General features: G+C 72.2%; 21 protein-coding genes. 3 read left to right on the top strand and 18 right to left on the bottom strand.

The genetic code is table 11. The features are described from left to right. Positions 1-28: 28 nt before the first annotated feature. The 13 genes from ftsZ to mraZ form a co-directional block, all read right to left on the bottom strand. Positions 29-1,447, bottom strand: a complete 1,419-nt coding sequence (gene ftsZ / locus ACWEF2_RS09435; protein WP_453813508.1) for a cell division protein FtsZ — start codon at positions 1,445-1,447, stop codon at positions 29-31. A gap of 225 nt (positions 1,448-1,672) precedes the next feature. After that, positions 1,673-2,341: a cell division protein FtsQ/DivIB gene (locus tag ACWEF2_RS09430; protein WP_453813506.1), complete on the bottom strand. Its 669-nt coding sequence runs from the start codon at positions 2,339-2,341 to the stop codon at positions 1,673-1,675. Positions 2,342-2,402: 61 nt separating this feature from the next. Continuing rightward, positions 2,403-3,809, bottom strand: coding sequence for a UDP-N-acetylmuramate--L-alanine ligase (gene murC, locus ACWEF2_RS09425; protein ID WP_453813504.1), 1,407 nt, complete (start codon positions 3,807-3,809; stop codon positions 2,403-2,405). A 106-nt stretch (positions 3,810-3,915) separates the two neighbouring features. Further along, positions 3,916-5,007 (bottom strand): undecaprenyldiphospho-muramoylpentapeptide beta-N-acetylglucosaminyltransferase, encoded by a 1,092-nt coding sequence (gene murG / locus ACWEF2_RS09420; protein ID WP_453813503.1) that lies wholly within the window; start codon positions 5,005-5,007, stop codon positions 3,916-3,918. Between the two features lie 14 nt (positions 5,008-5,021). Continuing rightward, complete coding sequence (ftsW, locus tag ACWEF2_RS09415) at positions 5,022-6,377, bottom strand: putative lipid II flippase FtsW (protein ID WP_453813501.1); 1,356 nt, start codon at positions 6,375-6,377, stop codon at positions 5,022-5,024. An 8-nt stretch (positions 6,378-6,385) separates the two neighbouring features. Next, the gene (murD, locus tag ACWEF2_RS09410) at positions 6,386-7,828 is read right to left on the bottom strand and encodes a UDP-N-acetylmuramoyl-L-alanine--D-glutamate ligase (RefSeq protein WP_453813499.1); all 1,443 of its coding nucleotides are present in this window, start codon (positions 7,826-7,828) and stop codon (positions 6,386-6,388) included. Beyond that, positions 7,810-8,868, bottom strand: coding sequence for a phospho-N-acetylmuramoyl-pentapeptide-transferase (gene mraY, locus ACWEF2_RS09405; protein WP_453813497.1), 1,059 nt, complete (start codon positions 8,866-8,868; stop codon positions 7,810-7,812). The genes murD and mraY overlap by 19 nt, the downstream gene beginning before the upstream one ends. Beyond that, entirely contained in the window at positions 8,865-10,301 is a 1,437-nt protein-coding gene (locus tag ACWEF2_RS09400) for a UDP-N-acetylmuramoyl-tripeptide--D-alanyl-D-alanine ligase (RefSeq protein WP_453813494.1), read from the bottom strand. Before ACWEF2_RS09400 ends, mraY begins: the two co-directional genes overlap by 4 nt. Positions 10,302-10,313: 12 nt before the next feature. Beyond that, entirely contained in the window at positions 10,314-11,858 is a 1,545-nt protein-coding gene (locus tag ACWEF2_RS09395; protein WP_453813800.1) for a UDP-N-acetylmuramoyl-L-alanyl-D-glutamate--2,6-diaminopimelate ligase, read from the bottom strand. Between the two features lie 40 nt (positions 11,859-11,898). Then, the gene (locus ACWEF2_RS09390) at positions 11,899-13,626 is read right to left on the bottom strand and encodes a peptidoglycan D,D-transpeptidase FtsI family protein (RefSeq protein WP_453813798.1); all 1,728 of its coding nucleotides are present in this window, start codon (positions 13,624-13,626) and stop codon (positions 11,899-11,901) included. A 728-nt stretch (positions 13,627-14,354) separates the two neighbouring features. Continuing rightward, the gene (locus ACWEF2_RS09385; RefSeq protein ID WP_453813492.1) at positions 14,355-14,915 is read right to left on the bottom strand and encodes a hypothetical protein; all 561 of its coding nucleotides are present in this window, start codon (positions 14,913-14,915) and stop codon (positions 14,355-14,357) included. Then, positions 14,902-15,894, bottom strand: a complete 993-nt coding sequence (gene rsmH / locus ACWEF2_RS09380; protein ID WP_453813490.1) for a 16S rRNA (cytosine(1402)-N(4))-methyltransferase RsmH — start codon at positions 15,892-15,894, stop codon at positions 14,902-14,904. Before rsmH ends, ACWEF2_RS09385 begins: the two co-directional genes overlap by 14 nt. A gap of 225 nt (positions 15,895-16,119) precedes the next feature. Then, positions 16,120-16,551, bottom strand: coding sequence for a division/cell wall cluster transcriptional repressor MraZ (mraZ, locus tag ACWEF2_RS09375; protein WP_355590549.1), 432 nt, complete (start codon positions 16,549-16,551; stop codon positions 16,120-16,122). Positions 16,552-17,077: 526 nt separating this feature from the next. Here mraZ and ACWEF2_RS09370 point away from each other — a divergent pair. From ACWEF2_RS09370 to ACWEF2_RS09360, 3 genes are read left to right on the top strand one after another with little or no spacing between them, the layout of a single operon-like run. Beyond that, on the top strand, positions 17,078-18,055 hold the full coding sequence (locus tag ACWEF2_RS09370; protein ID WP_453813488.1) for an AAA family ATPase: 978 nt from the start codon (positions 17,078-17,080) through the stop codon (positions 18,053-18,055). After that, a complete protein-coding gene (locus tag ACWEF2_RS09365; protein ID WP_453813486.1) occupies positions 18,052-19,308 on the top strand; it encodes a DUF58 domain-containing protein in 1,257 nt (418 codons plus the stop codon). Before ACWEF2_RS09370 ends, ACWEF2_RS09365 begins: the two co-directional genes overlap by 4 nt. Next, a complete protein-coding gene (locus ACWEF2_RS09360; protein WP_453813484.1) occupies positions 19,305-21,707 on the top strand; it encodes a transglutaminase TgpA family protein in 2,403 nt (800 codons plus the stop codon). The genes ACWEF2_RS09365 and ACWEF2_RS09360 overlap by 4 nt, the downstream gene beginning before the upstream one ends. Positions 21,708-21,925: 218 nt before the next feature. Here the strand turns inward: ACWEF2_RS09360 and ACWEF2_RS09355 are convergent, their stop codons facing one another. The 5 genes from ACWEF2_RS09355 to efp form a co-directional block, all read right to left on the bottom strand. After that, positions 21,926-22,321, bottom strand: coding sequence for a DUF3040 domain-containing protein (locus ACWEF2_RS09355; protein WP_453813796.1), 396 nt, complete (start codon positions 22,319-22,321; stop codon positions 21,926-21,928). A 147-nt stretch (positions 22,322-22,468) separates the two neighbouring features. Then, the gene (dinB, locus tag ACWEF2_RS09350) at positions 22,469-23,689 is read right to left on the bottom strand and encodes a DNA polymerase IV (RefSeq protein ID WP_453813482.1); all 1,221 of its coding nucleotides are present in this window, start codon (positions 23,687-23,689) and stop codon (positions 22,469-22,471) included. A gap of 55 nt (positions 23,690-23,744) precedes the next feature. Beyond that, positions 23,745-24,503: a methyltransferase gene (locus ACWEF2_RS09345; RefSeq protein ID WP_453813480.1), complete on the bottom strand. Its 759-nt coding sequence runs from the start codon at positions 24,501-24,503 to the stop codon at positions 23,745-23,747. Positions 24,504-24,727: 224 nt separating this feature from the next. Further along, the gene (gene nusB / locus ACWEF2_RS09340) at positions 24,728-25,138 is read right to left on the bottom strand and encodes a transcription antitermination factor NusB (protein ID WP_086577701.1); all 411 of its coding nucleotides are present in this window, start codon (positions 25,136-25,138) and stop codon (positions 24,728-24,730) included. Next, entirely contained in the window at positions 25,138-25,698 is a 561-nt protein-coding gene (gene efp, locus ACWEF2_RS09335) for an elongation factor P (protein WP_355590029.1), read from the bottom strand. The genes nusB and efp overlap by 1 nt, the downstream gene beginning before the upstream one ends. Positions 25,699-25,723 lie beyond the last annotated feature (25 nt).

The raw sequence follows: 25,723 nt of genomic DNA, 5'->3' as shown, positions 1-25,723 counted from the left end.
TCGGTCGCCCACCCAGCCGTGAGCAATGTCACTTCAGGAAGTCCGGGACGTCGAGCTCCTCCTCCTGCTCCTCGAAGATCACCTGACGCCGCCGGGCGGGGTCGGGAACCCGGGCGGAGATGGAGGTGGGCTGCGAGGGCTCGGGGGCGGGACGCGGGATCGACACCGGCGGCGCCGGCGGCTCCTCCGGCCGGTGCGACTCGGCGTGCTCCATCGGCTGGTGCGACGGCGGGACGTGCTGCTGCATCGGATGGGCGTGCTGGACCGGCTGGGAGACGGGCGCGGGCGGCATCTCGGCCGCGGGGGCGGGGGCCGGCTGGGTGCCGAGGACGGGCCGGACCGGCGGAGGGAGGTGCTCGGCCCTCGGCTCGGGACGCGGCTCGGCCTTCACCGTGGGCGCCGGGGTGCGGATCGAGGCGGTGACCGAGGAGGTCGCGGCCGGGCGCGCCGCGGGCTGCTGGCGCGGCGCCGGCTGCGCCGCCGCCACCTTGACCTCGGCGGCGGGCTCGTCGAACCCCGCCGCGATCACGGTGACCCGCACCTCGTCGCCGAGCGCGTCGTCGATGACCGTACCGAAGATGATGTTGGCGTCCGGCGCGGCGGCGTTGGAGACGAGCTGGGCCGCCTCGTTGATCTCGAACAGGCCCAGGTCGGACCCGCCGGCGATCGACAGCAGCACGCCGTGCGCGCCGTCGATGCTGGCCTCCAGCAGCGGGCTGGACACGGCCATCTCGGCGGCGGCGACCGACCGGTCGTCGCCACGCGCGTGACCGATGCCCATGAGCGCCGAACCGGCGCCCGACATCACCGACTTGACGTCGGCGAAGTCCAGGTTGATCAGACCCGGCGTGGTGATGAGGTCGGTGATGCCCTGGACACCGGAGAGCAGCACCTGGTCGGCCGCCTTGAAGGCGTCCAGCACGCTCACCTGCCGGTCGGAGATCGACAGCAGCCGGTCGTTGGGGATCACGATGAGGGTGTCGACCTCCTCGCGCAGAGTCTCTATTCCGGCCTCCGCCTGCATCGCCCGGCGCCGGCCCTCGAAGCTGAAGGGCCGGGTCACCACGCCGATGGTCAGCGCGCCCAGGGACCGTGCGATGTTGGCCACCACGGGGGCGCCGCCGGTGCCCGTGCCGCCGCCCTCTCCGGCGGTGACGAACACCATGTCGGCGCCCTTGATGACCTCTTCGATCTCCTCGCGGTGGTCCTCTGCGGCCTTGCGCCCGACTTCGGGGTTGGCCCCCGCGCCGAGGCCACGGGTGAGTTCACGCCCAACATCGAGTTTGACGTCGGCGTCACTCATCAGCAGCGCCTGGGCGTCGGTATTGATGGCGATGAACTCGACGCCCTTGAGTCCCTCCTCGATCATCCGGTTGACGGCGTTGACTCCGCCTCCGCCGATTCCTACAACCTTGATGACCGCGAGGTAGTTCTGCGGTGCTGCCACGACGAGGGGCCTTTCCGCTCGTTGACTTGCAATCTCATGCGACACGGGGCCCGTGCCGTCGTTTCCAAAACCCTCACCCTCAAGTTGAGATTTAGATTTATGTCAACCTGAGGAGTGATACGGACAGTAGGAGTTGCGCTCCAGGTGGGTCAACTAACCGCGCCGCAAGCGTGCCCGGCGTGTCGCGGGCCGTCCTTTTCGGAGAACGCGCCCGGCCCGGTGGGATCACTTCACCGTCACAACGTCGGGAGAACTCACATCGTAGGTGTCGGCCGGCCGTTTCAGCAGCGTAACGAGGATCCGGACCTTGTCCGCCGGTCGGTCCCCGCCACCCCACACGACCTCGCGGCCGTCCTTGAGGCGCAGCGAAACGGTTTCCGGCGAGGGCGCGAGCACCTCGGCGACCCTCGGGGCCAGATCGTCCGGCAGCGCGCCTATGACGGTCAGCGCGATGTCGGTCGCCGGATCGCCCGCCTGAGGACGGGCCACCCGCAGCACCGGGAGCGTCGGAGGTGCGACGCCCCTGATCTCGGTCACCACCCCGTGCCGGTCCACCAGCGCGAACCTCCCTCCGGCCGGCACCACGGCCACCGGCTCGCGTTCCACTATCCTCACCACCAGCGTCCCCGGCCAGCCGCGGCTGACCACGACCGACTCGACCTGCCGGATCCCTCTGATCCGGTTCTCCACCTCGGCCACGTCCACACCCGCCAGAGGTCTCCCCTCGGCGACCCCGGCCACCTGCCGGATCTGCTGGGCCGGGACGGCGAGGTTGCCGACCACCTGGACCTCCCTCACCCCGAGCACCGAGGAGAAGAACACCAGCCAGGCGGCGACACCCACCACCCCCGCCGCGAGCAGGGCCAGGAAGGCCGATCTCCACATCCCGTTCATCGCCCCGCCCCGTCCCGGGACGGGAGCCCGGGCGCCGGCGGCCGGCGTCTCCTCGCGCGGGTCACCTGGCGGCCAGCTCCGCCACGATCCAGGGTCCCAGCTCGGTGACATCACCGGCACCCATGGTGAGCACGATGTCACCTGGACGGGCACGCCCGGCCACCAGGGCCGGTACGGCGTCGCGCTGCGGCGCGTAGGCCACCTGGGCGGGCGGCAGCGGCACCTTGCCCGCCACCAGGGCCCCGGAGATCCCCGGTTCGGGGTCCTCACGGGCCCCGTAGACGTCCAGGACGATGACCTCGTCGGCCAGGCCCAGGGCGGCGCCGAACTCGTCGGCGAAGAACCTGGTGCGCGAGTAGAGGTGCGGCTGGAAGACCGCGACGACCCGGCCGGAGCCCGAGAAGGAGGCCACCACGTCCCGCGCCGCGCGCAGGTCGGCGACGAGTTCGGTGGGATGGTGGGCGTAGCTGTCGAAGACGGCCACCCCCCCGGCCTCGCCCTTGGCCTCGAAGCGGCGCTTGGCACCGGTGAAGGCGGCCAGGCCGTCGCGTATCTCGTCGAAGGACACGCCCAGCTCCGCCGCCACGGCGATGGCCGCGGTGGCGTTGAGCGCGTTGTGACGGCCCGGGACCGAGAGCCTCACCTCCCCGTGACCCGCGACCGTGAAGGAGATGCCCAGGCCGTCTGGAACGATCCCGTCCACCCTGAGGTCGGCGTCCCCGGCCTCGCCGTACGTGACCACCTTCAGCCCGCGAGCGCGGGCGATCGGGATCAGGGCCGCGGAGCCGGGGTCGTCGGCGCAGATCACCATGGACCTCCCGACCCGCTCGGCGAAACGGGCGAAGCTGTCGTAGACCGCCCGCGGGTCGCCGTAGTTGTCCAGGTGGTCCGGCTCCACATTGGTCACCACGGCGATGTCCGGGGCCAGCATGAGGAAGGAGCCGTCGCTCTCGTCGGCCTCGGCGACGAACACCCCGCCCGCGCCCTCGTCGGCCCCCAGGCCGGTGGTCACCAGCTGGCCGCCGACGCAGTAGGACGGGTCGGCGCCGCACTTCTGCAGCGCCACGGTGAGCATCGAGGTGGTGGTGGTCTTGCCGTGCGTCCCGGCCAGGGCGATCCCGGTCCGGCCCGCCATGACCGAGGCCAGCGCGGCGGCCCGGGGGATCACCCGCAGGCCCTGGCGGAGCGCCTCGCCGAGCTCCGGGTTGGAGTCACGGATCGCGGTGGAGACCACCACGGTGTCGACGTTGACGACGTGCGAGGCGGCGTGGCCGACGTGGATCCTGGCGCCCAGCTCGCGCAGCTCGTCGACCATCTCCGAGCCGCGCGAGTCGCTGCCGGAGACGGACACGCCGCGCTTGAGCAGAATGCGGGCGATGCCCGACATCCCGGAACCGCCGATCCCGATGAAGTGCACCCGCCCGAGTTCCTCGGCCGCGACCGGATCCACCAGTTTGACCAGGCTCATCGGCCGCTCACCACTCCTCGCTCACTACGCTCGCCACCTGGGCCGTCTCGCCCCTCGACGGCCCGCCACACCCGCCGCGCCGGATCCGCGGCCAGCCCGAGGCCGCTCATCGGCTCTTCCCCTCCGCCGCGATCTGCAGCACCCGGCGGGCGAGCGTCACGTCGGCGTCCTTGCTGCCCATCCTGGCCGCGGCCTCCGACATGGTGACCACCCGTTCGGGGTCGGACAGGATGGGCAGCACGTTCTGGATGATCCACTCCGATGTCAGGTCGACGTCGTCGACCATGAGACCGCCCCCGGCCTCCACGATCGGCTCGGCGTTGAGCCGCTGCTCGCCGTTGCCGTGCGGGAGGGGGACGTAGGCGGCCGGCAGGCCCACGGCGGTCAGCTCGGCGCAGGTCATGGCGCCGCTGCGGCACAGGGCGAAGTCGGCGGCGGCGTAGGCCAGGTCCATCCGGTCGACGTACTGCAGGGCGACGTACTGCGGGTCGCCCGGCGGAGGCTCCTCCTCCAGGGTGTTCTTCGGGCCGATGACGTGCAGCACCTGCACCCCGGCCCGGCGCAGCGCGGGGGCCGCGGCCAGGGCCGCCCGGTTGAGCGACCGGGCCCCCTGGGAGCCCCCGGTGACCAGCAGCGTGGGCAGGTCGGCCTCCAGGCCGAACCAGGAGCGCGCCTTGTCCCCCATGGAGAGCCGGTCCAGGGCCACGATCTCGCGGCGGAGCGGGATCCCCACGTACTGGGCGCGGGCCAGCGGCGTGTTCCGGTGTCCGGTGAACACGTGCTCGGTGAGCCGCGCGCCCAGCCGGTTGGCCAGGCCGGGCCGCGGGTTGGCCTCGTGCACCACGATCGGCACACCCCGCCGCCGCGCCCCCAGGTAGGCGGGGGTCGCCACGTAACCGCCGAAGCCGACCAGGACGTCGGCTTGGACACGGTCCATGACGGCCGAGGCCGCGTTGATGGCCCCGGCCAGGCGTCCGGGCACGGTCAGCAGCTGGGGCGTGATGGACCGGGGCAGCGGCACCGCGGGCACGAGCTGAAGCTCGTAGCCCCGGTCGGGCACCAACCGGGTCTCCAGACCGCGCTCGGTGCCGAGACAGGTGATCCCGATGTTCGGGTCGAGTTGGCGCAGCGCGTCGGCCAGAGCCAGCGCCGGTTCGATGTGACCGGCTGTCCCGCCGCCGGCGAGGACCACCCTCATGTCGGTCCTTTCACTTATCGTCTTCCGCGGACCGGCCGTCGTTTCCGTGCCGGCCCACCCAGGCCAAGCCAGCTTAGGCCCCGCGCCACCGGTCCGGGGCCACGAGCCGCGAGAGCCTGTCGCGCTCCAGGCTCGTGTCTGGCGAAGGAGAGCAGCATGCCGAGCGCCGCCAGGGTGGGCAGCAGCGCCGATCCACCGTAGGAGACCAGTGGCAGCGGAATGCCGGTGATGGGCAGCACGCCGATGACCGCGCCGATATTCACGATCGCCTGACCGGCGATCCAGGCGACCGTCGACGCCGAGGCCAGCCGGACGAACGGGTCCTTGACCCGGGTGGCGACCCGCAGCCCGGCGTAGCCGAGCAGGCCGAACAGGGCCACCACGACGAGGGTGCCCATCAGGCCGAGCTCCTCGCCGAGAATGGAGAAGATGAAGTCGCTCTCGGCGTGCGGAAGCCAGCTCCACTTCTGCCTGCTGGACCCCAGGCCGAGCCCGAACCAGCCGCCGCTGCCCATGGCGATCTGTCCCTGCACCGCCTGGTAACCCGTGGTCTGGGCGTTGCCCCACGGATCCAGCCAGCCCGCGATGCGGTCCGAGCGGTATCCCTCGGTACTGATCATGACAACGGTCGCGAGCACCGCCACAGCGAGGATCCCGCCGAACAGCCGGAGCGGCGCCCCCACCACCCAGAGCAGCGACAGGAAGATCATCATAAGCACCAGCGTGGTGCCGAGGTCGCGCCCCAGCAGGACCATGATGGCCAGGATCACGGTGCCCGGCATCAGCGGGATGAACAGATTACGCCATTCGATCATCCCGCCGCGCGCCTTGCGGGCCAGCAGGTCCGCGCCCCAGAGCATCAGGCCCAGTTTGGCGGGCTCGGAGGGCTGCAGGTAGATGGGGCCCAGGTCGATCCAGCGCTGGGCGCCGAGCTGGGAGGTGCCGATGAACAGCACCATGACCAGGCCGATGATCGACACCACCAGCAGCGGGTATCCGGCGAGCTGGAAGAAGCGCTGGGGCAGCAGCGAGCAGATCCACATGACCGGGATGCCGAGCGCGACCGAGACCGACTGCTTGAAGAACCAGTAGAACGGGTTCCCCTTCTCCTGCAACGCCTCGATGCTGGAGGCGGAGAGCACCATCATCAGGCCGAGGGCGAGCAGCAGCGCGCTGCAGCCGAGGATCAGATAATAGGAGGTCAGCGGCCGGTTGAGCAGCTCGCGGAAGGCGGCGAGCTGATCGCGCGCCCCCGTGGGAGCGCGCTTGGCGTCCCCGGGTGACCCGCTCCGCCCGCGTTCGGCCTCCTCACGCTCCCCGCCCCGCCCGCGCCGGGTCCCCGCGTGCCCGCGCTTGGTGCCCTCGGGCACCGTGGCGCTCACTCCGGCCCGCCGTCGTGCCGGGCCGCGAGATCGTGTACGGCCCGCGTGAACGCCTCCCCCCGCGCCGGGTAGCCGGTGAACATGTCCAGGGAGGCTCCGGCCGGAGCCAGCAGCACGGTGTCCCCGGGGGCTGCGAGCCTCGCGGCTTCGGTGACGACACGGTCCATGACCCCAGTGTCTTGCCCCGGCACCTCAACCACCGGAACATTCTCGGCGTGTCGCGCCAGAGCCCGGTGAATTCGCTCGCGGTCGGCGCCCAGGAGCACCGCGCCGCGCAGCCTCGGGGCCGCCTGCCGTACCAGGTCGTCCACGTCGGCGCCCTTGAGCTGGCCTCCGGCGACCCAGACGATCGACGGGTAGGCGGCGAGCGACGCGGCGGCGGCGTGCGGGTTGGTGGCCTTGGAGTCGTCCACGTAGTCGACCTCGCCGACGCGGGCGACGTGCGCGATCCTGTGGGGGTCGGGGACGAAGTCCAGCAGGCCCCGCCGCACGGCAGCCGCGGGCACCCCGTATGATCTCGCCAGGGCCGCGGCGGCGAGCGCGTTGGCCACGTTGTGCGGCGCGAACGGCCGGATGTCGGCGAACGAGGCGAGCTCCTCGGCGCCGCCCACCGGGTCGGCCACGAAGGCACGGTCCACCAGCAGGTCCTCGACGACACCGATCTGCCCGAGACCGGGCACCCCGAGGGTGAAGCCGACCCCGCGCCCGGCCTCGCCGTACGGCCCGGCCAGACGGGTGGACCACTCGTCGTCGGCGTTGTGGACGACCGTCCCGGCGCGGGAGAAGACCTCTCCCTTGGCCCGGGCGTACTCCTCCATGGAGCCGTGCCAGTCGAGGTGGTCGGGGGCGACGTTGAGCACGGCCGCCGCGAGCGGGGCCAGGCTGGGCGAGCGGTGCAGCTGGAAACTGGACAGTTCCACGGCCAGCACGTCCCAGGGACCGGTGACGGCCTCCACGACGGGCGTGCCGACGTTGCCGACCGCGAGCGCCCGGTGCCCCGCGGCCTTCAGCATCGAGGTGAGCATCCGCACCGCGGTGGTCTTGCCGTTGGTGCCGGTCAGCGCCAGCCACGGTGCCGCGCCCGCCGGGCGGAGCCGCCAGGCCAGCTCGACCTCGCTGATGACCTCCAGCCCGGAGGCGGCCGCGGCGGCGAGCAGCGGGTGGTGCGGCGGCCAGCCGGTGGTGACGATGAGGCAGGTGTCCTCGGGCGGCCCGGCGAACTCGCCGAGGCGGACCTCGACGCCGAGCCCGGCCAGGGCCGCGGCCCCCTCCCTGGCCCGTTCGCCGTCCCCGTTCTCCAGGACGACCACCTTCTCGCCCCGGGCGGCCAGGACGCGGGCGGCGGCCGTCCCCGAGACCCCGAGACCGGCGACGCAGATCGTCCGGTCGCCCCGGAGCGCGCGGGGACCGGCGGGCGCTGTCACTGCTTCGGCATCCATTCGACGTAGAAGAGCCCGAGACCGGCGGCGGCGCAGAGGCCGGCGATGAGCCAGAAACGGACCACGATGGTCGTCTCGGCCCAGCCCGACAGCTCGAAGTGGTGCTGGAGCGGGGCCATCCTGAAGACCCGTTTGCCGGTCATCTTGAAGAAGCCCACCTGGATGATCACCGAGAGCGTGATGACCACGCAGACCCCGGCCAGGATGATCAGCAGGAGCTGGGTGCGGGTGGTGATGGCCAGGCCGGCGAGGACGCCGCCCAGGGCCAGCGAGCCGGTGTCGCCCATGAAGATCTTGGCGGGGGGGGCGTTCCACCACAGGAAGCCGGCCAGCGCGCCGAGCACGGCCGCGGCGACCACCGCCAGGTCCAGCGGGTCGCGGACCCAGTAGCAGTTGGGGCCGAGCTGGGCGGTGCAGCTGTTGCGGAGCTGCCAGTTGCCGATCAGCACGTAGGAGGCCAGCACCACGCCGGTGGCGCCGCTGGCCAGGCCGTCCAGCCCGTCGGTGAGGTTCACCGCGTTGGAGAAGCCGACGATCATGATGAGCACCCAGATCGTGAACCCGACGATGCCGATGGACGGCCCGAAGTCCCGCAGGAACGACAGCCGGGTCTCGGCCGGGGTGATCAGGTAGGCGTTCGGGAAGCGGGTGACCAGGACGGCGAAGACCGCGCCGACGATGAGCTGGCCCAGCGCCTTGGCACCGCTGCGCAGGCCGAGGCTGCGCTGCTTGTAGATCTTGATGAAGTCGTCGAGGAAGCCGACCGCGCCCAGCCCCGTCATCAGGAAAAGCACAAGGACGGCGGAGGCGGTGGGCGGGGTGAAGGTGGCCAGGTGGGCGCAGGCGAACCCGGCGAGCGCCGCGATCACGATCACGGTGCCGCCCATGGTGGGGGTGCCGCGCTTGTCGTGGTGCCCCGACGGCCCCTCCTCCCGGATGCTCTGACCGTAGCCGCGCCGCGAGAACAGCCGGATCGCCAGCGGGGTGCCGAACATGGACAGCAGCAGCCCGACCGCGGCGGCGATGAGGATCTCCCTCATCGGCGGTCACCCCCGAGCAGCGCCGCGGCCACGCGCTCCAGCCCGGCGGCGCGCGGTCCCTTGACCAGCACCACGTCGCCGGGGGCCAGGAGCGCCGACAGCTCGGCGACCGCCTCGGCGACGTCGGCGACGTGCACGACCCCTGCGCCGGGTGGCGCGCCGTCCCCGGCCGGTCCGCCCCCGGCTCGCGGAGTACGGCCCGCACCGCCCGCACCGGCGCCGGTCAGGATCGGGGCGGCGTCGGGACCGACGACGAACAGGGCTTCGAGACCCGCTCCGGCGGCCAGACGGCCCACCCCCTCGTTCAGGGCCGCGCTCTCCTCGCCCAGCTCCCGCAGGGCGGCGACGACCGCGAACCGGCGACGGCCCCCCGCGAGCGCGGCGAGGGCGCCGAAGGCGGCGCGCATGGAGTCGGGGTTGGCGTTGTAGGCGTCATTGATCACGGTGACGCCGTCCGGCCTGTCGGTGACCTCCATCCGCCAGCGGCTGCGCGGCTCGGCCTCCGACAGCTCCTCGGCGATGGTGGTGACCGGCAGCCCCAGCTCGTAGCCGGCCGCCGCGGCGGCCAGGGCGTTCTCCACGGCGTGCTCGCCGTAGAGCCGGAGCCTGACCGGGGCGGCGCCGGACGGGGTGCGCAGCGTGAAGGAGGCGCGGCCACGCCCGTCGAGGGTCACGCCCTCGGCGCGGACCGCGGCGGCCGCCCCCCTGCCGTACCAGGTGACACGGGCGGCGGTGCGCCCGGCCATCGCGACCACCAGCGGGTCGTCGGCGTTCAGCACGGCCACGCCGTCGGCGGGCAGCGCCTCGACCAGCTCACCCTTGGCCCGGGCGGTCACCTCCTTGCCGCCGAAGACCCCCAGGTGGGCGGTGCCGACGTTGAGGACCACGCCGATCCGCGGCGGCGCGATGCGGGCGAGGTCGGCGATGTGGCCCACACCCCTGGCACTGAGTTCGAGCACCAGGTAGCGGGTGCTCTCGTCGGCTCTCAGCACGGTGAGCGGGTGGCCGATCTCGTTGTTGAACGATTCCACCGGGGCCACCGTCGGACCGATCCTGGCGGTGAGCCGGGCGAGCAGGTCCTTGGTCGTGGTCTTGCCCGCCGAACCGGTCACGCCGATGACCGTGGCCGCCGGCAGGCCGGCGCAGACGGCGGTGGCCAGGGCGGCGAGGGCCGCCAGGGGGTCGGCGACGATGACCGCGGGGACGTCGACGGGCCTGGAGGCCAGCACGGCGACGGCACCGTCGGCGACGGCCTGGGCGGCGAAGTGATGCCCGTCGGTCCGGTCCCCCTTGACGGCCACGAACAGCGATCCCGGCTCGACGGCACGGGAGTCGACGACGACCGGACCGCGCACCACCGCACGGGGATCGGCCATACCGGCGAGGGCACCCGAGGTGATCTCGGCGATCCTGGCCAGTGGCAACGGGATCATGATGCGTCTTCCCTACTCTCCATACGTACTTCGGCGCCCGATCCGGTTCCGCCGTCTGACGATCGCGTCGGCCACGACCTGCCTGTCGTCGAACGGGAGCACCCGGTCTCCGACGTACTGACCCTGCTCGTGTCCCTTGCCCGCCACGACGACGACGTCGCCGAGGCCCGCCCGGCCGATCGCCAGGTCGATGGCCTCGGCGCGGTCGGGCTCAATGATCACATGTGCGCGCTCGTCCTGGGGCACGCGGAGGACTCCGTCCATCATCTCGGCCAGGATCCGGAGCGAATCCTCCGAGCGGGGGTTGTCACTGGTGAGAATGGCCACATCCGCCAGCCGGGCGGCGGCCTCCCCCATCATCGGGCGTTTACCCCGGTCACGGTCGCCGCCGCAGCCCAGCACCACGGTCAGCCTGCCGGTGGTGACCTCGCGCAGCGAGGTCAGCACCGACTCCACCGCGCCCGGTTTGTGGGAGTAGTCGACGACGGCCTGGAAGCCCTCGCAGCCGGGCACGCGCTCCATCCGGCCGGGCACCCCGGCCGTCGCGCCGACACCCGCCGCCGCCGTGGGCAGCGGCACCCCGGCCTCCACCAGGGCGACGATCGCGCCCAGCGCGTTGGCGACGTTGAACGGGCCGGGCAGGGCCACCGTCGCGTCCTGCTCGACCCCGCCGGGGCCGACCACGCGGAAGAAGCTGCCGTCGGCGCCCAGCCGGACGTCCACGGCCCGCCAGTCGGCCCCCGCCGCGCCCGCCGCGGAGAAGCTGGTCATCGGGATCCCGCCCAGGCCGAGGAGCTCGCGCCCGTGGACGTCGTCGAGGTTGACGACGCCCACGCGGCTCATCTCGGGGGTGAACAGGCGGACCTTCGTCGCGAAGTAGTCGTCGAGATCCCGGTGGAAGTCCAGGTGATCCTGGGACAGGTTGGTGAACAGCGCGACGTCGTAGAAGACCGCGTCGACGCGGCCCAGCGCCAGCGCGTGGCTGGAGACCTCCATGGCGGCGGCGGTGACGCCCTGCTCGCGCATGAGGGCGAACAGGCCCTGCAGGTCACTGGCCTCCGGCGTGGTCAGCCGGGGGGTGAACCGCATCTCGCCGATGTGGATCTCAACGCCGCCGATCAGCCCGGGCCGGTGCCCGGCGGCCCGCAGCCCGGCCTCCAGCAGGAAACTGGTGGTGGTCTTGCCACTGGTCCCGGTGACGCCGATGACCATCACGTCCGCCGCGGGCCTGCCGTACACCCAGGCGGAGACCTGCCCGAGCAGGTCGCGCGGGTCCGGCACGACGAGAACCGGCAGGCCGGTCGCCACCGCGGCCTCGCGGCCCGCCGGATCGGTCAGGATGGCGGTGGCGCCGGCGGCGAGCGCCTGGGCGGAGAAGTCCGCGCCGTGGGCCGTCGCGCCGGGCAGCGCGACGTAGAGATCCCCGCGCTGGACCTGGCGCGAGTCGATGGTTACCCCGGACACCGCGGCCAGCGGCGCGCGCGACGTGCCGGAGGGCGCGCCGAGCAGGCTCGCCAGCCCCGAGAGCGGACGGGGTGAGCTGGTTGAGGGTCGCATGGACGACGGGGGACGCACGGCGAGAGCGTACCTTCCCTCATCATTCCCCGGCGCGTATCCGCACCGTGGGCGGCTTGGTTCCGGTCGGCGGGATCTTCTTGCTCTTCAACGCGAACGTCATCACTTTCTTGAAAACCGGGGCGGCGATCTCCCCACCGTAGTGCCCCTTCTGGGGATCCTGGATGACCGCCAGGACGACCAGGCGGGGCTTGTCCGCCGGGGCGAAGCCGACGAATGTCGAAGTGTATCCGCAGTAACCCTGGCACTTGGCGTCGTAGCGCATCGCGGTGCCCGTCTTGCCGGCCACGCGGTAGCCGTCGATGGCGGCGAGGTTACCGGTGCCCTCCGCGCTCACCGCGGCCTCCAGCATCCCCGCCACCTCCCTGGCCGTGCGCTCGCCGACCACCCTGGTCCGCTTGCCGGGCGGGGACGGCACGAACACGTCGTTGTCGGCGGTGGTGCCGGCCACGACCTGCGGGGTGACACGCGTGCCGCCGTTGGCGATGGTCTGGTACACACTGGCGGTCTGCAGCGCGGTCACCGAGACGCCCTGGCCGTAGGCGATCGTGCAGCGCTGGCTGCCCGACCACTTGCGCCAGTCCGGCAGGAGCCCGGCCTCCTCGCCGAGGAGGCCGCTCCCGGGCCGGCTGCCGAAGCCGAAGCGCTTGAGCATGTCGTACAGCCTCTGGTCGCCGACCTTCTGCGCGGCGAGGATCGTGCCGACGTTGCTGGAGGTGGCGACCACGCCGGAGAAGGTCAGCTGCTCCGGCGGGTGCGGGTGGGAGTCCCTGAGCACCCGGTCGGCGCACCTGATGTTGTCACGGACCGAGAACACGCTCTCGGGCCGTACGGCCCCCGACTCCAGGGCGGCCGCGGCGGTGATGACCTTGTTGGTGCTGCCCGGCTCGAACACGTCCGTCACCGACCGGTTGACCCAGTCCTCCTGAGGGGTCCGCTGCCAGTTCTTCAGGTCCAGTTCGGGGGCGTTGGCCATGGCCAGCAGGTGGCCGGTCTGCACGTCCATGACGATGGCGCTGCCGGTGCGCGCCCCGGTGGCCCGGACCTGGTCGGTGATCGCCTTCTGGGCGGCCCACTGGATGTCGCGCTCGATGGTCAGCCGTACGTCCCTGCCCTCCACCGGCGTCTCCAGCGTGCTGCGGGTCATCGGGATGCGCTGCCCCTCGCGGCCCGTCTCGATGAACTGCTGGCCGTCACGGCCCGCGAGCACCTTGTTGTAGGTGCTCTCCAGCCCGCTCAGGCCCGTGCCGTCGCTGCCGACGAAGCCGAGCAGGGTGCCCGCCAGATCGCCGCCGGGGTAGTCGCGCCGGTAGCGGTGCTTGCTGCCGACACCCTTGAAGTCACGATCCATGATCCGCTGGGCGACGGGGGGGTCGACGGCCGCCGCCACCGGCTGATAGTGGCCCGGAGCGGCGAGTTTGGCCATGATCTGCTCCTTCGGGATGCCCAGATCGGCGCCCAGGGCCGTGGCCACCCGGTCGCGCTGCTCGGGCTCCACCTCCCCCGGATCGACGAAGATCTCACGCGCCTCCAGGGTCAGCGCCAGCTCGTGGCCGCCGGCGTCGGTGATCGACCCGCGCCGCGCGGGCAGCTTCTCGCCCTGGACCCGCTGTTTGGCGGCCTCGGCCACGTAGACCTTGGAGTCCAGGCCCTGGAGCTGGATGAGCCGTCCGGCGAAGATGGAGAGCACGAAGGTCATCCCGATCAGGCCGACGCTGATCCGCCTGCCGGGGTTGCCCAGGCGCAGCACCGCCGGGGGGCGCACCGGAGGCCGGGGCGGCATGCCGCCCGGCCGTCCTCTGGTGCCCGGCCGCTCGTCTCCGCGCCCCTGGCCGGGACGCCCCCGCCCGGCGGAGGCCGGTTCCCCCGCCCTCGGAGGACGCCTTGGCCCGCGCGCCGCCTCCGGCCCCGCCGGGGGCCTGCCGGACCCGCCGGCGCTCTCGACGCGCGCGGATCCGGCCCCCGCCTCGAACCGCGCGGAGCCTCCCGCGGCCGCGGGCCTGCCCGCTCCCGCGCCGGGGGGCCTGCCCACGGGCCTCTCCGCGCGCGGTCTGGCGGAACCACCCGATCCACCTGACTTGCCGTCGGGGCGCGACCTGCCCGCGAGCCCCTCGGGACGCGGTTTGCCGGCACCCGCCTGCTTGCCCGGGGCTCCCTCGGAGCGCGGCTTACCCGGACCGGGCGGCCTGCCCGGGGACCCCTCGGGACGCGGCCGGCCCGTTCCCTCGGAACGGCCGGGCCTGCCGGATCCGGGCGCTCCGCCGGAGGAGGCGGGTGTGCCGGTGCCCGCCGCGCCGTCGGGCCTGCCCTGGCCGTCCCTGCCCGGCTTTCCGGTGGCACCCGGCTTCCCGGTGGCGTCCGGACCGGCCGGCCTGGCCGTACGGCCGGGACCGCCGGGTGTCCGGCGACCGGAGCCTCCGGCGGATCCACCTCCGGAACCGCCCCGGCCGGGACCGGCGCCCCGGCCGCCGGTCTCCCTCACCGGCCCGTGCCCGGCACTCGCTCCTGTCCTGCGGACGTCCGGTCGCCATCGGCGGAGCGGCTGTCGGCGGAGCGGCCGAGGGTGACGGGGTCGGGGACTACGGGGTCGGGGACGCGGTCGGGGGTGAGGACGTACGCCTTGTCCCAGTCCGGCCTCTGGTTCTGGACGAGGGCGCTCTCCGAGAGCGAGGCGGGCATCTCCCGCCGCATGTTGTCGTGCTTGAGCGCCTCCTTCTTCTGGCGGAGCTGGTTGTTGGCGTTACGCAGCTCGTTCGCCCTGAAGGAGTCCTGGGCGAGGACGGTGTTCAGCAGCAGGAGGCTGACCAGGCCACCGCAGAGCAGGCCCACCACGAGCAGCACGAAGGGAGCGCGTGGCGGCCGCGACTGCCTGGCCGCGGCCGGTGCCGGCGACGTGACCGCCCGGCCCGGAGGAGGAGCGGCGGGCGTGGCCCTGACCGGCCTGGTCCTGCGTCCCTGCGGAGCGGCGCGGGGGACGCGCGCGGGCCGTCCGCCGCGACCGGGCGCGGTACGGCGGACCTCTGCTTCACTCCTCGTCAACTGCCTCACGGATCCTCTCTGCCGCCCGACACCGGGCAGAGGCCGCCCGCGGGTTGCGGGCCACCTCTTCTTCGCTCGGAAGCTCGGCTCCCCTGGTCAGGAGGGCGAACCGCGGCTGGTGAGCCGGCAGCGGAACGGGCAGCCCTGGCGGCCCGGTCTCCCTGGTTCGCGCCGTGAGAACCTGCTTGGTCAGCCGGTCCTCAAGGGAGTGGTAGGCGAGCACGACCACGCGCCCGCCGAGTGTCAGTGCGTCAAGCGCGGCGGGGAGTGCGCGTTCCAGTGCCGTCAACTCCGCGTTCACCTCGATCCGCAACGCCTGAAAAGTCCTTTTGGCGGGGTTGCCCCCGGTCCGTCGAGTGGCCGCGGGGATCGCCGTACGGACAATCTCCGCAAGCCGCTTGGTCGACGTTATGGCCTCCTTGGCCCGTTCCTTGCTGATTAGGTGTGCGACACGCGGAGCGAATCGCTCTTCACCGTAATCCCGGAGAATTCTGATCAAATCCGGAACCGGGTAGGTGTTCACCACGATCTCGGCCGTCAGCTCCTGATCCCGGTCCATCCGCATGTCCAGCGGCGCGTCATAGGAGTAGGCGAAGCCGCGCTCGGCCTCGTCCAGCTGGGGCGAGGAGACGCCCAGATCGAACAGTGCCGCGTTGACGCGGGGGCGGCCGGCACGGGCGAGCACCTCGGGCAGCTCGTCGGAGACCGCCCGGACCAGCGTGATCCGGTCGGCGTACGGCGCGAGCCGGACCGTGGAACGCTCGATCGCGGTGGGGTCGCGGTCGATCCCGATCAGGTGCAGCGAGGGATGGGCCGCGAGCAGCGCCTCGGCATGGCCGCCGAGGCCCAGGTTGGCGTCGACCAGGACGGGGTCGGGCCCCGACAGCGCGGGCGCCAGAAGCTCCAGCACGCGGCCGAGCATCACGGGCACGTGGCCACCCGAGGCCAGAAGATCATGTTTGTCGTTTTCGGCGCGCATGAAGCGCAACCCCCCTCTCGCCGCCTCGCTCGCGGTTGTGCGGCGGACGCTCACCGGTGTCGTTACTGGCTCCCACCCCCGGGGGCCGTCCGGCCAGGTCCCCATCCGCATCCGTGCATTCGCCGTCACCTGACACCGGGGAAGGTGCATCAGCTGACAGCTGTGGTGTGGTTGCGGGTGGAGACCTCGCCGAACGACGTTTTCACCGATGAGTCGACCGTGGAATCACAGAATCCCTGGCAGCACCTCCTCCGACAGGTCGGCAAAAGCCTGCTCTTGGTCGGCCAGATAGGTGTCCCAGGCGTGCACGTCCCAGATCTCCAGCCGGGTGTTGGCACCGATGACCACGCAGTCACGACACAGGCTGGCGTATTCGCGCAGAGCCTGCGGGATGGTGACCCGGCCTTGCTTGTCGGCGACCTCGTCGGACGCACTGGCGAAGAGGACGCGGCTGTAGTCGCGGACCGCCTTGGCGGTCACCGGCGCGGTGCGCAGAGCCTCGGTAATGCGCTGAAACTCCTCTACGGGAAAAACGTAGAGGCAGCGCTCCTGGCCTTTGGTGATCACCAGACCCTCCGCCAGCTCCTCACGGTACTTCGCCGGCAGGAACAGCCGTCCCTTGTCATCGAGGCGCGGGTGATGAGTGCCGAGGAACACCGGCTTCACCTCCCGTGCCTAGCGGAGCGCGTGGCTCTGTGGCCCCTGCTCTCCACTGCGCACCACCATACTCCACTTCTCCCCACCGTCAACTGATTCCGCGGCTCTCCACAGCCGGTTTGGCGGTTATTTTCCCAGCTCAGAATGGGTGGAGCGGAGTGGAGGGGGTGGGCGGCCCCCTCTGCTGGACGGGCGTGTCGAGAAGGTGAGCGATAGCCGGACAAGCTGGGAATCGACCGATGGGCGGGGCCCGGGGGAAAGTGGAACGTGCCGCGGCCCCACTCCCCGATCGGCCCGCCCCCTCCGCGAGCCGGTCTGTCACGAGATCGGTACATCTTTCCCACCGGAACGGCACCCTGAGCTCGCACACTATGGCTGTTCACCCGGAATCAGCCTTAATGCCCACATAGAGTCGCTCGGGAACCCGCAGCGTCGTAGGGTCGATACCCACAATGGAAAAAGGGACCGTAAAGGCCCTGGAATACGAACCCCCGGCGAGAAACCGCCGCAGCTTCATGGAGGCCTGGTGGCAGTAACCCATGACGTCTCACCTCGGCTCGATGACCTGGTCGTCACGGCGCAGCGGATCAGCCAGGCGATCGAGTCGGTGATCGAGGGTAAGAGCGACGTCGTACGCCTGACCCTGACGGTTCTCCTCGCCGAAGGCCACCTGCTCATCGAGGACGTGCCCGGAGTCGGCAAGACCATGCTCGCCAAGGCCCTCGCCCGAGCCATCGACTGCCCGGCCCGCCGGATCCAGTTCACCCCCGACCTGCTGCCCAGCGACATCACAGGCGTGAGCGCCTACAACCAGCAGACCAGGGAGTTCGAGTTCAAGCCCGGCCCGGTGTTCGCCAACATCGTGGTGGGCGACGAGATCAACCGGGCGTCGCCGAAGACGCAGTCGGCGCTCCTGGAGTGCATGGAGGAGCACCAGGTCACCGTCGACGGCGCGACCTACCGGCTGGACAGCCCCTTCATGGTGATCGCGACCCAGAACCCCATCGAGATGGAGGGCACCTATCCCCTCCCCGAGGCGCAAAGGGACCGTTTCACCGCCCGGATCGCGATGGGCTACCCCTCGCCCGGCGCCGAGATGGAGATGCTCGACGTGCACGGCGCCGCCTCCCCGCTGGACAAGCTGGAGCCGGTGGCCGGCACCGCCGAGGTCCGGGCGCTGATCGAGGCCGTGCGCGCGGTCTACGTCTCGCAGCCGATCAAGAAGTACGCCGTCGACCTGGTGACCGCCACCCGTCACTCCCCCGACCTGCGGCTCGGCGCCTCCCCGCGCTCGACCCTGCAACTGGTCCGGGCCGCCCGGGCGCACGCCGCGCTGGGCGGTCGTGACTACGTCATCCCGGACGACCTGCAGGAGCTGTGCGTCCCCGTGCTCGCCCACCGGCTGCTGCCCAGCGTCGAGGCCCAGAGCCAGCGCCGGATGCCCGAGCAGGTTATGGCCGACCTGGTCCACCGGGTGCCCGTACCCGAGGCACAGGTACGGTGACCTCGGGCCTCAGGGCGCTCACCGCCCGCGGCCGGTCCTTCCTCGCGTCCGGCGTCGCGGCGCTGCTGTGCGCCCTCCTCCTCGGGGAGTACGACCTGTTCAGGGTCGCGGTACTGATCGTCTCCCTGCCGCTGCTGGCCGCCATGGTGGTCAGCCGCACCCGCTACCGGCTGAGCTGCGCGCGACGCCTGGACCCGCCCAGGGTCCAGCTGGGCGGCGAGGCCACCGTGACGCTGCGGCTGGAGAACGTCACCCGGCTGCCGACCGGCCTGCTGATGATCGAGGACACCGTTCCCCACGCGCTCGGGGCACGGCCCAGATTCGTGCTGGACAGGGTGGAGGCTCAGGGGGCCAGGGAGATTGACTACCGGGTCAGGTCCGATCTGCGCGGCCGTTTCGGCATCGGCCCGCTCACCGTGCGGATCAGTGACCCGTTCGGCCTCGTCGAGCTGACCAGGTCGTTCAGCATCAGCGACACGCTCGTGGTGACCCCGCAGGTCGTGGCGCTGCCCCACGTGCGGCTCTCCGGCGAGTGGACGGGCGGGGGCGACAGCCGTACCAGGAGTGTGGCGGCCGCGGGCGACGACGACGTCGCGCCACGCGAGTACCGGCAGGGCGACGACCTGCGGCGGGTGCACTGGCGCTCGACCGCCAGGTACGGCGAGCTGATGGTCCGGCGCGAGGAGCAGCAGTGGCAGAGCCGAGGCGCGCTGCTGCTGGACACCCGGCGGACCGCGCACCGGGGTGAGGGCCCCCGCTCGTCGTTCGAGACCGCGGTCTCGGCCGCGGCCTCCATCGGCGTGCACCTGGCACGCGAGGGGCTCGGCCTGCGTCTGGTCACCGACCAGGGCGCCGAGCGGCTCACCGACACCGGGCTGAGCCTGGCGCTGCTGGACACCCTCGCCGTGGTGCGGAGCAGCCCGGCGCGCTCCCTTGAGTACGGCATAGCCGCGCTGCGGCAGGGCGGCGGCGACGGGCTGATCGTGGCGGTGCTCGGCGCGGTCGACCTGGAGCAGGCCCAGGCGCTGGCCAGGACGAGACACGGCAACATGACCGGGGTGGCCGTGATGCTGGACCTGACCACCTGGGACCGGCCCGAACCCGGCCGGGACGGAGAGCAGCGGGCGGCGGAGGCGGTGCTCTCCGGGGCGGGGTGGCGCGTCGTACGGCTGCCCGCGGGCGCCTCCATCGCCGGCGTGTGGCCGCAGGCCGCGCGGCGGGAGCGGTTCGCACTCAACGGGGGCGGCTCATGAGACTTCCCATCGCGGCGGGTGTGGCCACGGCCGCGGTGACCGTCGTGCTCCACCCTCTCTTTCAGGGGGGCACCTGGTTCTGGTCGGGCCTCGGCGTCATCCTGGTGGTGACCGGGGTGGGCATGGCGGCCAGTCGCCACACCCTGCCCAACTGGCTGGTACCGCTGGTCCAGCTGGCCGCGGTCTGGGTCTACCTGACCGCGGTGTTCGCCGCCGGCAAGGCGTGGGCCGGGGTGGTGCCCACCAGAGCGTCGGTCCTCCACCTGGCGAAGCTGCTGGCCTCCGGCTTCGCCGACATCCCGCGAATCGCGGCCCCGGTCCCGGCCGACACCGGCATCACCGCGCTGGCCTGCGGCGGCATCGGGCTGATCGCGATCACAGTCGACCTGCTGGCCTCGCGGATGCGCCGGGCCGCGCTCACCGGGCTGCCGCTGCTGGCGCTGTTCACCGTCCCGGTGGCCGTGCTCGCCGAACCGGTCGGCTGGCTGGCGTTCATCGTCGCGGCCCTGGGCTACCTGGGACTGCTGGTGGCGGACGGCCGGGAACGGCTCGGCCACTGGGGCCGGGCGGTGCTGGTCCGCAGGACCTCCCCGTCGTTCACCACTCCGGCGGGCGCCTCCGACGCGGGCTCGCTGCGGCTGTCGGGCAAGCGGATCGGCCTGACCGCGATCGTGCTGGCCATTCTGCTGCCCGCGCTGCTGCCCCCCCTGGAGCCGAACCCGCTGTTCGGGTTCGGCTCGGGCGGCGGCAAGGGCCGGGGCGGCAACTCGATCAGCATCCTGAACCCGATCGTCCACCTGCGGGGCGAGCTGTCACTGCCGAGCAACACCACCCTGCTGACCTACACCACCGACGACGGTGCCCCGCGCTACCTGCGGACGTACTCGCTGGACGTCTTCGACGGCCGGCAGTGGACGATGACCGGGCCGAACGGCCGCCCGGAGGACCGGACCTCCGCGGGGCCGCTGCCCCCGCCGCCCGGCCAGAACGGGACCGTGCCCGTCGCCCGGGCGACGACCAGGGTCACGATGAGCGACGAGGTCGGGAACCTGAAGTTCCTGCCGCTGCCCTACCCGCCCGCGCGGGTCGACGTGGAGGGGGACTGGCGGCCCGACCGGGACACCCTCATGGTGTTCTCCACCTCCGACACCGCGCGGGGACTGACCTACACGGTCGTCAGCGACGAGCCCCGGCCCACCGCGGAGACGCTCAAGTCCTCCGGCCCCGTGCCCCCGCAGATCGGCGAGCGGTACCTGCGGCTGCCGCCGGACCTGCCGCGGGAGGTCCGCGAGCTGGCCGTACGGGTGACCGACCGGGGCGCCGGCCACTACGAGCAGGCGGTCCAGCTACAGGAGTTCTTCACCGCGAAGGGCGGGTTCACCTACAGCCTGTCGGCCCAGGGGCACGACGACCAGGCGCTGACGGACTTCCTGATCCGCAACCGGGCCGGATACTGCGAGCAGTTCGCCGCGTCGATGGCGGTGATGGCACGGGTGCTGGGCATCCCCGCCCGGGTCGCCATCGGCTACACCGGGGGCAGCAGGATCGACGGTCGCTGGCAGGTCCGCACGCACGACTCGCACGCCTGGCCCGAGCTCTACTTCGAGGGCACCGGATGGCTGCGGTTCGAGCCCACCCCGGCCGGGAACACGGGCCAGGGCAGCGCGACGGTGCCGCCCTACAGCCGGCCGCAGACCGTGAGGACCGGCGACGGCGAGCCGATCCCGGCCCAGAGCGCCCGCCCGGAGAAGACGGACCTCCCCGGCGGGGCGGCGCGCAACCGCCGGGACCTGATGCTCGACCGCGAGTACGGCGGGGGCCCCATCACGGTGGACGAGGGCATGCCGGTGGCGGCCGGGATCGGCGCCGGGGTGGCGGCCGTGCTGCTGGTCGCGCTCATCCCGGCGATGCTCCGCCGGCAGGTGCTCGCCCGCCGGCGCAGGGCCTACTCCCGGGTGGCCGGCCCCGGCGGCGCCGTGGAGGCCGCATCCGGCAGGTGGGAGCCGGCGATGAGGGCGGCCTGGGCCGAGCTGGACGACGCGCTGTGCGACTACGGCATGTCCCGGCAGCCGAGCGAGAGCCCCCGGGCGCTGGCCGGGCGGCTGACCGAGCAGTACGGGTTCGACGCGGAGACCTCGGCCTCGATGTCGAGGATCGCCACGGCGGTGGAGCGGATGCTCTTCGCCAGGACCCCCGGCGAGGCCGGCCCGCTGCGGGAGGACCTCAGGCGGGTACGGCGGGCGCTGGCGGGCACCGTGTCACGGGGCAGGCGGATCCGCGCGGTGCTGCTGCCGCCCTCCACGCTGCGGCGGATGCGGGCCCTGGGCGGACGGGTGCTGGACGGCTTCGACCGGCTGGAGAACCTCCGGCTGCGCGGGCCGGCGCGGCGGAGCGGCTGACCGCGGCGGAAACCGGCCGGTCGTCACGGGGGACGTGGGCGAGGCCAGCGATTCGGGTGGGCCGCCTCCGGTAGGAGGCGGCCCACGGCGTCACAGCGGACAGCCCCGGACCGTCACCCCGGCGGCCTCACACCGGCCGCCGGACCTGCTCCCGGAACCACCGGCGAGGTCGCCGCGGGGCCGGTCTCGGGGGATCGGCGGCCCCGGAGCCGGCCGCGCTAACGCTCGTCGTGCCTGCGGCGCCAGCGCTCCTCCATCCGCTCCATGAAACTCGGCCGGGACCCCCCGCGGCGGCCCACCCTGCTCGGATGAGCGGCCGGCCCGGCCGCGGGGGCCTCACCGAACCCGTTCATCCGCTTCCAGCTGGACAGACCCCACAGACACGCGGCGAGCATGACCACGAAACCGCCGACGCCGAGCGGGATGTAGTTCACGACGCCGACCATCAACAGGACAACACCCAGGACGAAGCCGATGGAGGCCTTCACCAGGCGACGCTTGTAGTGGCTGCGCGGATCACTGATCCGTACGGTATTGGCCCACTTCGGGTCCTCGGCGTAGAGGGCCTGCTCGATCTGGTCGAGCAAGCGCTGCTCGTGCTCAGAGAGCGGCACGGCGCCTCCCAAGGACAGCCCCAGGACGGGGAAGACGGTGACGGACGACACGGGGTGTCCGAACCTCGCGGTCGGTTATCCCCAGAATACGAGGCTGTAGACGTAGACGAAAGAAAACGTCCAACGTAGTCCAAACCGGAGGCGGTGTCATAGATCTATTCCATCAAACGGCGGGCAAACAAGCGACGCCGGGACCACCGCATCACGACCGAACCTGCGGACCGCCCGGTCCATCGCCCGTTCGGCCTCCCGCCAGCCGCTCTCCCGCTCTCCCAGGCCGAGTTGCCTGGTCACCTCGCCGGCCGGGCGGAGGTTCTCCACCCGCACCCCGACCAGGCGGAGCCGTACTCCGTCCAGGCCGGCGGCGGCGTAAAGATCGCAGGCGGTGCCGTACAGCACCCGGGCGACGTCGGTGGGCTCCCTGAGGGTCCGGGAGCGGGAGATGGTGCTGAAGTCGGCGCGGCGGAGCTTGACGCCGACCGTACGGCCGGCGTGGCCGCCCTGTCTGAGCCGGGCCGCCACCCGCTCCGCCAGGCGGAGCAGCTCCCGGCGGATCCGGACCGGGTCGCCGACGTCCACGGCGAACGTCTCCTCGGCCCCGATGCTCCGGTCAGGCGTGTGGGGGGTCACCGGGCGCTCGTCGCGCCCGGCGGCCAGCGCGGCCAGGTGGGCGGCGACGGCCTGCCCGAGCTCGCGCCGGAGCGTCTCGACGGGCACCTCGGCGAGGTCGCCGACCGTCTTGATCCCGAACCGGCTCAGGGAACGTTCCGTGCGCTCCCCCACGCCCCACAGGGCCGCCACCGGGAGCGGATGGAGAAAGTCCACCACCCTGTCGGCGGGCACCACCATCAGGCCGTCCGGCTTGCAGTGCCGCGAGGCGAGCTTTGCCACGAATTTACTGTTGGCCACCCCGACCGAGCAGGTGATCCCGTGCTCGGCCGCGACCCGTTCGCGGATCATCGCGGCGATCACGGCCGGCGGGCCGAGCCGCTTGCGCGCCCCGCCGACGTCCAGGAACGCCTCGTCGGAGGCGACGGGCTCCACCTCGGGGGTGAACGTGCGGAAGATCTCCATGACGCCGCGGGAGACCCGGGAGTATTTTTCACGGCTGGGCGGGATGATCACCGCCTGGGGGCAGAGCCTGCGGGCGCGCGTCATGGGCATGGCCGAGTGCACCCCGAATCCCCGGGCCTCGTAGGTGGCGCTGAGCACCACGCCCCGCGCGCCGGGCGCGCCGACGATGACCGGCGCGCCCCTGAGCTCGGGGCGCTCGCGCAGCTCGACGCCGGCGAAGAAGGCGTCCATGTCCACGTGGAGGATCGGGCAGCCGGTGTCGTCGGCGCCCAGATCCACCCCCGGGCGCGGCACCTGCTGTTTCCTCGACACGAGGTCATTATATGAGAACACATGTTCGGCGGTGGGGTCACCGGCGACCGAGGATGTGCAACTGGGTGGCGATGTCGCGGAGCACGGGGTGGTCGGCGGCGGCCTGCTCCAGGGCGACCAGCGCACGCGCGGCCCCCGGCTCACCGTCGACCAGGCGGCTGGGCACCAGGTCGGCGAAGATCCGCACCCCGTGGGCCTCACCGGGCTGGAAGCCGGTCGCGGCCAGGAGCCGGGAGAGGGCCTCGCGGGTGAAGCGCCGGGGGGTGGGGTCACGGTCGCCCCAGCGGCCCTCGGGATCGTCCAGAACCTGCAACGCCTCGTCGAACCGGCCCGCTATGGAACGGTGTAGGGCGGCGGCGAGCGGGTTCGCCGCCAGCACGCTGATCGCGCCGCCCGCGCGGAGCAGACCGGCCATGGCCGTCAGCGCGCTGGTCGGATCCTCCACGTACTCCAGAACGTTGTGGCACAGCACCAGGTCGGCGCCGTCGACGGGGAGGAGCTCCCCCAGGTCCGCCGCGTCCCCCTGCAGGGCGCGCACGGTCACCCCCGCCTCGGCGGCCCGGCGTTCGAGCGCGGCCAGCGAGTCGGGGCTGGGGTCGACAACGGTGACGGCGTGCCCGAGAGCCGCCAGCGGTACGGCGAAGCCACCGGTGCCGCCTCCGGCGTCGACGATGTCGAGCCGATCTCGGCCGGTCACGGAGACCCGGTCGGCGAGCACCGCCCTCAGGACGTCCCAGACCACGGCCGTGCGGACCGCAGGGGTGCCTGCCGGCCGCGAGATGCCTACGGCGCGCAACTTCAGATCGCCTCCTCTTATGGGGTGACGAGCCCAGCCTACGCCGGACCGTCGGCGGGGCCGCCCAGGGGCGATCCATACCCGTACCCGGTTGAGTTTTTCCCCGGCACGGGTGGAGACCGCGGTGGAGCGAGGAGCAAAATGCGGAAAATCAGCATATGGCCCCCGGAACGTACTCGTGGAGGAACCGGCACCCCGGCCCTCCCCACGGGTACGGAGCGCGGCTACAGCGCCAGGGACGGCTTGAGCTGCTTGAAACGGGCCATGAGGCCGTTGACGAACTGCGGCGACTCGTCGGTCGACAGCTCGGAGGCCAGGCCCACCCACTCGCTGATCACGACGCCCTCGGGGACGTCGGGCATCCACAGCAGCTCGTAGGTGCCGCCGCGGAGCAGGTTGCGGTCGACCGCGGGCATGCGGTCCAGCGTCCAGCCCTCGGCGTAGGTGGTGATCAACTCGTCGATGCGCGCCCGGTGACGGCACACGCCCTCGACGATCGTCGCGGTGTACTCATTGACGGGCGGCTCGGCCCGCTCCAACCGCTCCGCGAGGACGCTCAGCGGGTCCTGGCTGCGCGCCTCCGCCTCGAACAGGATGTCCAGCGCGCGCCTGCGAGCCTTACCCCGTGCCGACATCAGGCGCGGCCGAGGTAATCGCCGGTGCGGGTGTCGACCTTGACCTTCTCGCCGGTCGTGATGAACAGCGGCACCTTGATCTCAGCGCCGGTCTCCAGCTTGGCGGGCTTGGTGCCGCCGGTGGAGCGGTCACCCTGAAGGCCCGGCTCGGTCTCGGCGATGATCAGTTCGACGGCGGCGGGAAGGTCGACGTAGAGCACGTTGCCCTCGTTGACGGCCACCGTGGCGAGCATGTTCTCCAGGAGATAGTCGGCGGCGTCGCCGACGGCCGTCCGGGAGACGTGCAGCATGTCGTAGGTCTCGGTGTCCATGAAGACGAACTCGTCGCCGTCCATGTAGGAGAACTGCATCTCGCGCTTGTCGACGTTGGCCACCTCGACCTTGACGCCGGCGTTGAAGGTCTTGTCGACGACCTTGCCCGAAATGACGTTCTTCAGCTTGGTGCGGACGAACGCACCACCCTTACCGGGCTTGACGTGCTGGAACTCCACGACCGCCCAGAGCTCACCGCCGTCGAGCTTGAGCACCAGACCGTTCTTCAGGTCGTTCGTCGTCGCCACTAGTTCTCTCCTGCGTACGGCCGCT

The organism is Streptosporangium sp. NPDC004631 (genome assembly GCF_053601935.1).
Note: the sequence above shows the minus strand (reverse complement) of the source record. Positions and strands in the feature narration are given on the sequence as shown.

What these genes read in the sequence shown, in the direction of transcription:
- ACWEF2_RS09430 (WP_453813506.1), bottom strand. Translation starts at nt 2,341, where the DNA reads ATGAACGGGATGTGGAGATCGGCCTTCCTGGCCCTGCTCGCGGCGGGG.
- murC (WP_453813504.1), bottom strand. Translation starts at nt 3,809, where the DNA reads ATGAGCCTGGTCAAACTGGTGGATCCGGTCGCGGCCGAGGAACTCGGG.
- murG (WP_453813503.1), bottom strand. Translation starts at nt 5,007, where the DNA reads ATGAGGGTGGTCCTCGCCGGCGGCGGGACAGCCGGTCACATCGAACCG.
- murD (WP_453813499.1), bottom strand. Translation starts at nt 7,828, where the DNA reads ATGGATGCCGAAGCAGTGACAGCGCCCGCCGGTCCCCGCGCGCTCCGG.
- mraY (WP_453813497.1), bottom strand. Translation starts at nt 8,868, where the DNA reads ATGAGGGAGATCCTCATCGCCGCCGCGGTCGGGCTGCTGCTGTCCATG.
- ACWEF2_RS09400 (WP_453813494.1), bottom strand. Translation starts at nt 10,301, where the DNA reads ATGATCCCGTTGCCACTGGCCAGGATCGCCGAGATCACCTCGGGTGCC.
- ACWEF2_RS09395 (WP_453813800.1), bottom strand. Translation starts at nt 11,858, where the DNA reads ATGCGACCCTCAACCAGCTCACCCCGTCCGCTCTCGGGGCTGGCGAGC.
- rsmH (WP_453813490.1), bottom strand. Translation starts at nt 15,894, where the DNA reads ATGCGCGCCGAAAACGACAAACATGATCTTCTGGCCTCGGGTGGCCAC.
- ACWEF2_RS09360 (WP_453813484.1), top strand. Translation starts at nt 19,305, where the DNA reads ATGAGACTTCCCATCGCGGCGGGTGTGGCCACGGCCGCGGTGACCGTC.
- nusB (WP_086577701.1), bottom strand. Translation starts at nt 25,138, where the DNA reads ATGTCGGCACGGGGTAAGGCTCGCAGGCGCGCGCTGGACATCCTGTTC.